The following is a 10,230-nucleotide window of genomic DNA, read 5'->3' on the forward strand; positions in this document are numbered from 1 at the left end:
CAAAATGAACCAGGAAATCACCAATAACCCGTTCAACCCGCTGACGCCGCCGAAAGTCTTTGACGAGATCAAAGTCTCCTTGGCGTCGCCCGAGCGGATTCTGTCTTGGTCCTATGGCGAGATCAAGAAACCCGAAACCATCAACTACCGGACGTTCAAGCCCGAGCGTGACGGTCTGTTCTGCGCGCGTATCTTTGGCCCGATCAAAGATTACGAATGTCTGTGCGGCAAATATAAGCGGATGAAGTATCGCGGCGTTGTCTGCGAGAAATGCGGTGTGGAAGTCACCCTGCAGAAAGTCCGCCGCGAGCGTATGGGCCATATCGAACTGGCAGCACCCGTCGCACATATCTGGTTCCTGAAATCGCTACCGTCCCGCATCGGTCTGATGCTGGACATGACGTTGCGCGATCTGGAACGCGTTCTGTACTTTGAAAACTACGTCGTCATCGAGCCCGGTCTGACCGACCTTTCTTACGGCCAGATGCTGACCGAAGAAGAGTACATGGACGCGCAGGATGCCTATGGCATGGACGCGTTCACCGCGAACATCGGTGCCGAAGCTATCCGTGAGATGCTGGCTCAGATCGATCTGGAAGCCGAAGCCGAGCAGCTGCGCGCTGATCTGGCCGAAGCGACCGGTGAACTGAAGCCGAAGAAGATCATCAAGCGTCTGAAGGTAGTTGAATCCTTCCTCGAGTCGGGCAACCGTCCCGAGTGGATGGTCATGACCGTGATCCCGGTCATTCCGCCGGAACTGCGTCCGCTGGTTCCGCTGGATGGTGGCCGTTTCGCGACCTCGGATTTGAACGATCTGTATCGCCGCGTCATCAACCGGAACAACCGTCTGAAGCGTCTGATCGAACTGCGCGCGCCAGACATCATCGTCCGCAACGAAAAGCGGATGTTGCAGGAATCCGTTGACGCTCTGTTCGACAATGGCCGTCGTGGGCGCGTGATTACCGGTGCCAACAAGCGTCCGCTGAAATCGCTGTCGGACATGCTGAAAGGTAAGCAGGGTCGCTTCCGTCAGAACCTTCTAGGGAAGCGCGTCGACTTCTCGGGCCGTTCGGTCATCGTGACCGGTCCGGAACTCAAGCTGCACCAGTGTGGTCTGCCCAAGAAGATGGCGCTGGAGCTGTTCAAGCCGTTCATCTACTCGCGCCTTGAAGCCAAGGGTCTGTCTTCGACCGTGAAGCAGGCGAAGAAACTGGTCGAGAAAGAGCGTCCCGAAGTGTGGGATATCCTCGACGAGGTGATCCGCGAACACCCTGTCATGCTGAACCGTGCGCCGACGCTGCACCGTTTGGGCATTCAGGCGTTCGAGCCGGTCCTGATCGAAGGTAAAGCCATCCAGCTGCACCCGCTGGTCTGTTCGGCCTTTAACGCCGACTTCGACGGTGACCAGATGGCTGTGCACGTCCCACTGAGCCTTGAGGCCCAGCTGGAAGCCCGTGTTCTGATGATGTCGACGAACAACGTTCTGTCGCCTGCAAACGGTGCGCCGATCATCGTTCCGTCGCAGGATATGATCCTGGGTCTCTACTATGTGACTCTGGAACGCGAAGGCATGCCGGGCGAAGGTAAGGTGTTTGGTTCGATCGACGAAGTTCAGCACGCGCTGGATTCCGGCGAAGTGCACCTGCACACCAAGATCACCGCGCGGATCACGCAGATCGACGACGAAGGCAACGAAGTTCAGAAGCGTTTCGAGACTACTCCGGGCCGTCTGCGTCTGGGTGCCTTGCTGCCAATGAACAACAAGGCCCCGTTCGAGCTGGTTAACCGTCTGCTGCGGAAGAAAGAAGTGCAGCAGGTGATCGACACCGTCTACCGTTACTGCGGTCAGAAAGAGTCGGTTATCTTCTGTGACCAGATCATGTCGATGGGCTTCAAAGAAGCGTTCAAGGCGGGCATCTCGTTCGGTAAGGACGACATGGTCATCCCTGATGACAAGTGGGGCATCGTTGATGAGACCCGAAGTCAGGTAAAAGATTTTGAACAACAGTACATGGACGGTCTGATCACGCAGGGCGAAAAGTACAACAAAGTTGTCGATGCCTGGTCGAAGTGTAACGACCGCGTCACCGATGCGATGATGGGCACGATCTCGTCTTCGGATCGGGCAGAGGATGGTTCCGAACAAGAACCAAACTCGGTCTACATGATGGCCCACTCGGGTGCGCGTGGCTCGGTTACTCAGATGAAACAGCTGGGCGGTATGCGTGGTCTGATGGCCAAGCCGAACGGTGACATCATCGAGACGCCGATTATCTCGAACTTTAAAGAAGGTCTGACCGTTCTCGAGTACTTCAACTCGACCCACGGTGCCCGTAAGGGTCTGTCGGATACCGCTCTGAAGACGGCTAACTCGGGTTACCTGACCCGTCGTCTGGTGGACGTGGCGCAGGACTGCATCGTTCGTGAGATCGACTGTGGTACCGAACGTGCGATCACTGCCGAAGCTGCGGTCAACGATGGTGAGGTTGTTGCATCTCTGGCAGAACGTGTGCTGGGTCGTGTTTCGGCCGATGACGTTCTGCGTCCGGGTACGGAAGAGGTTCTGGTCGCTGCGGGTCAGTTGATCGACGAACGCATGGCCGACACCATTGATGAAGCCGGTGTTGCGTCGATGCGCATCCGTTCTCCTCTGACCTGCGAGTCTGAGGAAGGCGTATGCGCCACCTGCTATGGTCGTGACCTTGCACGTGGTACACGGGTCAACACGGGTGAGGCTGTCGGCATCATCGCCGCCCAGTCCATCGGTGAACCAGGTACACAGCTGACGATGCGGACCTTCCACATCGGCGGTGTTGCGCAAGGTGGTCAGCAGTCGTTCCAGGAAGCCAGCCAAGACGGTGTGGTTTCGTTCGAGAACCCGCAGGTTCTGGCCAATTCCGCAGGCGAAATCCTGGTTATGGGCCGGAACATGAAGCTGGTGATCAAGGACGAACACGGCGAGGAACGTGCCAGCCACAAGCTGGGCTACGGCTCCAAGCTGTTCGTCAAGGACGGCGCCAAGGTTGCCCGTGGCGACAAGCTGTTCGAGTGGGATCCCTACACCCTGCCGATCATCGCCGAGAAAGCCGGTACCGCGAAGTATGTTGACCTTGTTTCGGGCATTGCTGTCCGCGATGAGACCGACGATGCAACCGGCATGACCCAGAAGATCGTGATCGACTGGCGCGCCGCCCCCAAAGGCAGCGACCTCAAGCCCGAGATCATTCTGGTTGGTGAAGATGGCGAGCCGGTCCGCAATGATGCGGGCAACCCGGTTCACTATCCGATGTCGGTGGATGCGATCCTGTCGATCGAAGACGGTGAAAAAATCGAGGCTGGTGAAGTCGTTGCGCGTATCCCGCGTGAAGGCGCCAAAACCAAGGACATCACCGGTGGTTTGCCGCGTGTGGCTGAACTGTTCGAAGCCCGTCGTCCGAAAGATCACGCGATCATCGCAGAAGCTGATGGTTACGTGCGCTTTGGCCGCGACTACAAGAACAAGCGCCGCATCAGCATCGAGCCGGCTGACGAGTCCATGGAGACCATCGAGTACATGGTGCCCAAGGGCAAGCACATCCCGGTCGCCGAAGGGGACTTCATCCAGAAGGGTGAATACCTGATGGACGGTAACCCGGCTCCGCATGACATCCTGTCCATCATGGGTGTCGAAGCGCTGGCGGATTACATGATCGACGAGGTGCAAGACGTCTATCGCCTGCAAGGTGTGAAAATCAACGACAAGCACATCGAAGTCATCGTGCGTCAGATGCTGCAGAAGTGGGAGATCCTGGACTCAGGCGACACCACTCTGCTGAAAGGCGAACATGTCGACAAGCAGGAGTTTGACGCAGCCAACGAGAAGACGTTGGCCCGCGGCGGACGTCCAGCTCAGGGCGAACCGATCCTCTTGGGGATCACCAAAGCCTCGCTGCAGACACGTTCGTTCATCTCGGCGGCGTCGTTCCAGGAAACCACCCGCGTGCTGACCGAAGCTTCGGTTCAGGGCAAGAAGGACAAACTGGTCGGCCTGAAAGAGAACGTCATCGTTGGTCGCCTGATCCCAGCCGGTACCGGTGGGGCCACTCAGGCCGTCCGCCAGGTTGCGCAAGGCCGCGACAACGTCGTGATCGAAGCCCGCCGGGAAGAGGCCGAAGCGGCCGCTGCTCTGGCTGCGCCGGTCATGGATGACGATATGGTCGGTGACGAGCTGGACGTTCTGGTGGAAACACCGGAAAGCCGCGAGTAACTTTCTCATCATAGAAATAAGGAAAGGCCCTGCGATTTCGCGGGGCCTTTTCTTTTGCCCTTGGTGCGCTTTCGCCCAATCGTGATACAACTGAATAGTCTCGAAGACAGCGACCCACTGACCAAGGGATGCATGATGCTTACAATCAAGGGTGATTTGATACAGCTTGCACTGAATGGTGAGTTTGATGTCATCGTTCACGGTTGCAATTGCTTCCATGCGATGGGGGCCGGGATAGCACGGGCGATTGCAGTGGAATTCCCTGATGCGCTTGAGGCCGACAAGCAGACGGACCTTGGGTCCCGATCAAAACTCGGAACGATTTCTTCGGCCCAGGTCACGCGGGGTACGACCGAGTTTGCGGTGGTTAATGCTTATACCCAGTTTCATTGGGAGGGGCCGGGGCCGCTTGTGGAATATGAGGCGATCTCGGGTTGTTTTTCGAAGATTGCACGCGCATTCCCCGCATCGCGGATCGGCTATCCGATGATAGGTGCAGGTCTGGCCGGTGGCGATTGGGCAGAGATCGCGCCGCTCATTGACGTAGCTCTTGCGGGTATGGACCACACACTGGTGATCTTGCCCGACTGACCGACGGGTCCATGGTTGCATATTGACATCTCACAAGGACTTACGGCCAATGATCCGTGTTTCTTTAGAGTATTGGATTCTGCGACTATGAACCCGAATGTGAAGGGCGCTATGCTGATGATGGGCAGCATGGCCGCCTTTACCGTTAATGATGCATTGATCAAAGTTGCGGGGGCAGACTTGCCGCTGTTTCAGATGGTTGCGATGCGTGGCCTCTTGGCGACGTTATTGGTGTTTCTGATGGCGCGTCATCTTGGGGCGCTGCACCTGAACTTTCCGCGCCACGACAAGTGGCTTGTTGCTGCACGCTGCTTGGCCGAGTTGTCGGCCACATTCTTCTTTCTGACAGCGCTTTTGCATATGCCGCTTGCAAATGTAACGGCCGTTCTTCAGGCGTTGCCACTTACGGTGACATTGGGGGCTGTTTTGTTCTTTGGTGAACATATCGGCTGGCGCCGCATTCTAGCGATCGGGATGGGCTTTGCAGGAATGTTGCTGATTGTACGGCCGGGGCCTGATGGGTTCAGTCTTTACGCGATTTACGCTCTGATTGCCGTGGCATCCGTCACCGCACGCGACCTGATTACCAGGCGTATGTCCACCCATGTTCCGTCCTTGACGGTCACATTGGCGACGACGGTTTCCATTACAGTGGCCGCAGGGATCGCAACTGCAGTCACAGGGTGGGAGCCGGTAACGCCGGGCGCAGGCATAATGGTGGCCTCAGCCGCGGTCTTTGTTCTGACCGGATATCTTTGCAGCGTCATGGTCATGCGCGAAGGCGACGTCGGTTTTATCGCGCCGTTCCGGTATTCCAGCCTGATCTGGGCTTTGGGGCTGGGTTGGGTCATTTTTGGCGATTGGCCCGATACGATCACGATGTTGGGCGCTGTTCTGGTCGTGGGTGCGGGGCTTTTCACGCTGTTCCGGGAACGTCAATCTCAACCTGCCGAGTGAGCCCGCCGCACCTTATCCTGTTCAATTGCAAATCGCGCGATGAACTCGCCTTCTTGTTCCGGTGTCAGTGGGGACAGCTCGGTCTTGCTGGCGCGGGCATGGGGGGAGTCGTTGAAGTTGTTCAGCGTACGGACCCACATGGGCGCGTCGGGATAGCTGATTACGGGCATGAAACGACCGATCTTATGGTGCGTGAAGCTCATGATCGTGTGTTTGCAGCCGCCGGCAATATACATCCCCAACCCTACGCCCAAAAGGGACCGGAACACCTGGGTGGCGCGAATGCCATCCGGTCCAAACCGCGCCAGAAACCCGCTGTTGAAATCCAGCCCGACCGTCCGGCTATTCCGGGTCAGCCCTTTGGCGTCAATCGCCGCAAGGCGTAGACGTTCGACAAAGTCGACCGATACGGCATCATCGTCGTCATGCCGGAACTGGAGGCACGGCTGATCCGGGTCGGTGCGGGCGCTGTGCAGAACCTCTTTGACGACTGGGCGGTGCCGGGCTGGTGTGCGCTTGACGATGCGGATCTGCCTGATGCCCGAGGTTAGATCATACAGTCGGTCCATGGACTTTTGGGGAAGGCATTCACCGGTTAGCACCACCAGTTCAAAGTCCTCGTCTGTCTGTTCCCGAAAACCGGGCAGGGTGGTGGTTTCGAAAAGACGAAACCGTTCTTCCAGCCGCTCTGGATTGTACAGGTATTGACGACGCTCTTCGACAGTTTCGTGTTCTACCTGATAGCCGCCGATCGCGGGGTAGGAAAAGCGGCACAGGCCAATGACTTGCATGTTTCGTCCATCGAAAAGTTTCGTGGCCACTATGCAGAAATCCGCAATTGCCGGCAACGGGCGAGTAGCGCTGGAAGCTGCAGCTAAGTCTTGATAAAACGCTGCCAATCGGCTTGTCGGGTATGTGCTGTTGACACTCAGGCCGACTCCCCATATACGCGCGTCATCTCGGTGCCGGGGGCCGCCCCACAACCGATTCCAGTAATGAACTGGTCAAGGCCCGGACACTTTTATCGTTCGCGCCCTCTGATAACAAACCGCGACGTTCACCTCGGAATGGGAACGCTCGCGGGTTTTGCGCTTGTGGACGCACGAACGCAGCAAGTTTAGCCGCACGCAATGCGCGTGCATGTCATGTGTGTTGCAAAACGGGGAAGAAACCGGAATGCCAACTATTCAACAGCTGATCCGCAAGCCGCGTCAGCCCAAAGTAAAACGCTCGAAGTCCATGCACCTGGAGCAGTGCCCGCAGAAGCGCGGCGTCTGTACTCGTGTGTATACGACCACACCGAAAAAGCCGAACTCCGCTATGCGTAAGGTTGCCAAAGTGCGCCTGACCAACGGGTTCGAGGTCATCTCGTACATCCCCGGTGAAAGCCACAACCTGCAGGAACACTCGGTTGTTCTGATCCGTGGCGGCCGTGTAAAAGACCTTCCCGGTGTGCGTTACCACATCCTGCGCGGTGTTCTGGATACTCAGGGCGTCAAAGATCGTAAGCAACGTCGTTCGAAATACGGCGCGAAGCGTCCCAAGTAAGAAGGAGAGGCTGATATGTCACGTCGTCACGCCGCCGAAAAACGCGAAGTCCTGCCTGACGCCAAATTTGGCGACAAGGTACTAACCAAATTCATGAACAACCTGATGATCGACGGCAAGAAGTCGGTCGCAGAGCGCATCGTTTACAACGCCTTTGATCGCGTTGAAGGCAAGATCAAGCGCGCTCCTGTCGAAGTGTTCCACGAAGCACTCGACAACATCAAACCGTCGGTCGAGGTTCGCTCGCGCCGGGTTGGTGGTGCAACCTATCAGGTTCCGGTCGAAGTGCGCCCCGAGCGCCGCGAAGCACTGGCCATCCGCTGGCTGATCACTGCTGCGCGTGGCCGTAACGAAAACACCATGGAAGAGCGCCTTGCGGGCGAACTGCTGGACGCCGTACAGTCCCGCGGTACTGCCGTGAAAAAGCGCGAAGACACCCACAAGATGGCCGAGGCGAACAAAGCCTTCAGCCATTACCGTTGGTAATTCCAGAGGCTTATCAAAATGGCACGCGAATATACACTCAACCATTACCGTAACTTCGGTATCATGGCGCACATCGATGCAGGTAAAACCACCTGCTCGGAACGCATCCTGTATTACACCGGCAAATCCCACAACATCGGTGAGGTGCACGATGGTGCAGCCACCATGGACTGGATGGAGCAGGAGCAGGAACGCGGCATCACCATCACTTCGGCGGCGACCACCACGTTTTGGGAACGCACCGAAGACGGTGTAACTGCTGACTCGCCCAAGCACCGCCTGAACATCATCGACACCCCCGGCCACGTTGACTTCACCATTGAAGTTGAACGTTCGCTGGCGGTTCTCGACGGTGCCGTCTGCGTTCTGGACGCAAACGCCGGTGTTGAGCCCCAGACCGAAACCGTGTGGCGTCAGGCTGACCGCTACAAGGTTCCGCGTATGGTGTTCGTCAACAAGATGGACAAGATCGGCGCCGACTTCTTCAACTGCGTTGCAATGATCGAAGATCGTACCGGCGCACGTGCTGTTCCAGTTGGTATTCCAATCGGCGCAGAAACCGAGCTGGAAGGCCTGATCGACCTGGTCACCATGGAAGAATGGCTGTGGCAGGGCGAAGACCTGGGCGCAAGCTGGGTCAAAGCACCGATCCGTGACAGCCTGAAAGACATGGCTGACGAATGGCGCGGTAAAATGGTCGAAGCGGCCGTCGAAATGGACGACGACGCGATGATGGAATACCTGGACGGCAATGAGCCCGACGTTCCGACCCTGCGCGCCCTGCTGCGCAAAGGTACTTTGGAAATCGCGTTTGTTCCGGTTCTGGGTGGTTCGGCGTTCAAGAACAAAGGCGTTCAGCCGCTGCTGAATGCTGTGATCGACTATCTGCCCAGCCCGCTGGACGTTGTCGATTACATGGGCTTCAAACCCGGTGACGAAGAAGAAACCCGTAACATCGCCCGCCGTGCGGATGATGATATGGCGTTCTCGGGTCTGGCGTTCAAAATCATGAACGACCCCTTTGTTGGCTCGCTGACCTTTACCCGCATCTACTCGGGTACTCTGGCCAAGGGCGACACGCTTCTGAACTCGACCAAGGGTAAGAAAGAGCGTATCGGCCGGATGATGATGATGCACTCGAATGACCGTGAGGAAATCACGGAAGCATTCGCAGGTGACATTATCGCACTGGCAGGTCTGAAAGACACCACCACGGGCGACACTCTGTGTTCGACCGGCGATCCGGTGGTTCTGGAAACCATGACCTTCCCTGATCCGGTGATCGAGATCGCGGTTGAGCCGAAAACCAAGGCTGACCAGGAAAAGATGAGCCAGGGTCTGGGCCGTCTGGCCGCCGAAGACCCGTCCTTCCGTGTGGAAACTGATCTGGAATCGGGTCAGACCATCATGAAGGGGATGGGCGAACTTCACCTGGACATCCTGATTGACCGTCTCAAGCGTGAATTCAAGGTTGAAGCGAACATTGGTGCGCCGCAGGTGGCCTATCGCGAAACCATCGGTCACGAAGCTGAGATCGTTTACACCCACAAGAAACAGTCGGGTGGTTCGGGTCAGTTCGCCGAGGTGAAGATGATCATCTCGCCAACAGAGCCGGGCGAAGGCTATTCGTTCGAATCTCGCGTTGTTGGTGGTTCGGTACCCAAGGAATACATCCCGGGTGTTGAAAAAGGCATCAGATCCGTCATGGATAGCGGCCCATTGGCTGGCTTCCCCGTGATCGACTTCAAAGTTGCCCTGATCGAAGGTAAATACCACGACGTGGACTCCTCGGTTCTGGCGTTTGAAATCGCGGCTCGTATGGGTATGCGTGAAGGCATGCGCAAAGCTGGTGCGAAACTGCTTGAGCCGATCATGAAGGTCGAAGTGATCACCCCGGAAGAATACACCGGCGGCATCATCGGCGACCTGACATCACGTCGGGGTCAGGTTTCCGGTCAGGAAAACCGTGGCAACGCCATCGCGATCGACGCATTCGTGCCGCTGGCAAACATGTTCGGCTACATCAACACTCTGCGTTCGATGTCGTCGGGCCGTGCCCAGTTCACCATGCAGTTCGATCATTACGATCCGGTTCCGCAGAACATCTCGGACGAGATCCAGGCGAAATACGCATAAGCGAAGATTTGAGGGAGCTCTGTTCAGGGGCTCCCTTCATTACCGAAAAAGGAGGCCATCATGGCAAAGGAAAAGTTTGAGCGTAATAAGCCGCACGTCAACATCGGCACGATTGGCCACGTTGACCACGGCAAGACCACGCTGACCGCAGCAATCACCAAGTATTTCGGTGACTTCAAAGCGTATGACCAGATTGACGGCGCGCCTGAAGAAAAAGCACGTGGCATCACCATCTCGACCGCCCACGTGGAATACGAGACCGACAC

At 57.0% G+C, this 10,230-nt stretch carries 8 protein-coding genes; 7 read left to right on the top strand and 1 reads right to left on the bottom strand.

What is annotated here, in order from left to right:
• Positions 1-4 precede the first annotated feature (4 nt).
• The 3 genes from rpoC to AC2FJC_RS10495 all read left to right on the top strand — a co-directional run bounded on the left by rpoC (position 5) and on the right by AC2FJC_RS10495 (position 5,794).
• The gene (gene rpoC, locus AC2FJC_RS10485; RefSeq protein ID WP_496726641.1) at positions 5-4,246 is read left to right on the top strand and encodes a DNA-directed RNA polymerase subunit beta'; all 4,242 of its coding nucleotides are present in this window, start codon (positions 5-7) and stop codon (positions 4,244-4,246) included.
• Between the two features lie 135 nt (positions 4,247-4,381).
• A complete protein-coding gene (locus AC2FJC_RS10490) occupies positions 4,382-4,837 on the top strand; it encodes a macro domain-containing protein (RefSeq protein ID WP_496739453.1) in 456 nt (151 codons plus the stop codon).
• Between the two features lie 87 nt (positions 4,838-4,924).
• A complete protein-coding gene (locus tag AC2FJC_RS10495) occupies positions 4,925-5,794 on the top strand; it encodes a DMT family transporter (RefSeq protein ID WP_496739454.1) in 870 nt (289 codons plus the stop codon).
• On the opposite strand, the gene AC2FJC_RS10500 is transcribed toward AC2FJC_RS10495, so the two are convergent.
• Complete coding sequence (locus tag AC2FJC_RS10500; protein ID WP_496739461.1) at positions 5,779-6,585, bottom strand: putative rhamnosyl transferase; 807 nt, start codon at positions 6,583-6,585, stop codon at positions 5,779-5,781. The two genes, AC2FJC_RS10495 and AC2FJC_RS10500, sit on opposite strands and share 16 nt — an antisense overlap.
• Before the next feature lie 385 nt (positions 6,586-6,970).
• On the opposite strand from AC2FJC_RS10500, the gene rpsL reads away from it, so the two are divergent.
• From rpsL to AC2FJC_RS10520, 4 genes are all read left to right on the top strand, one after another.
• Complete coding sequence (gene rpsL / locus AC2FJC_RS10505; protein ID WP_005621086.1) at positions 6,971-7,342, top strand: 30S ribosomal protein S12; 372 nt, start codon at positions 6,971-6,973, stop codon at positions 7,340-7,342.
• A gap of 15 nt (positions 7,343-7,357) precedes the next feature.
• Entirely contained in the window at positions 7,358-7,828 is a 471-nt protein-coding gene (gene rpsG, locus AC2FJC_RS10510; protein ID WP_008756926.1) for a 30S ribosomal protein S7, read from the top strand.
• Between the two features lie 18 nt (positions 7,829-7,846).
• Positions 7,847-9,964 (top strand): elongation factor G, encoded by a 2,118-nt coding sequence (fusA, locus tag AC2FJC_RS10515; protein ID WP_496739455.1) that lies wholly within the window; start codon positions 7,847-7,849, stop codon positions 9,962-9,964.
• A gap of 60 nt (positions 9,965-10,024) precedes the next feature.
• Positions 10,025-10,230, top strand: a 206-nt coding sequence (locus tag AC2FJC_RS10520) for a GTP-binding protein (protein WP_496739456.1), incomplete at its 3' end; no start/stop codon positions are given.

The sequence above is a fragment of the Ruegeria sp. CDSB117 genome (genome assembly GCF_059611005.1).

Coding starts and splice junctions, on each gene's coding strand:
- rpoC (WP_496726641.1), top strand. CDS start 5: ATGAACCAGGAAATCACCAATAACCCGTTCAACCCGCTGACGCCGCCG.
- AC2FJC_RS10490 (WP_496739453.1), top strand. CDS start 4,382: ATGCTTACAATCAAGGGTGATTTGATACAGCTTGCACTGAATGGTGAG.
- AC2FJC_RS10495 (WP_496739454.1), top strand. CDS start 4,925: ATGAACCCGAATGTGAAGGGCGCTATGCTGATGATGGGCAGCATGGCC.
- AC2FJC_RS10500 (WP_496739461.1), bottom strand. CDS start 6,585: ATGCAAGTCATTGGCCTGTGCCGCTTTTCCTACCCCGCGATCGGCGGC.
- rpsL (WP_005621086.1), top strand. CDS start 6,971: ATGCCAACTATTCAACAGCTGATCCGCAAGCCGCGTCAGCCCAAAGTA.
- rpsG (WP_008756926.1), top strand. CDS start 7,358: ATGTCACGTCGTCACGCCGCCGAAAAACGCGAAGTCCTGCCTGACGCC.
- fusA (WP_496739455.1), top strand. CDS start 7,847: ATGGCACGCGAATATACACTCAACCATTACCGTAACTTCGGTATCATG.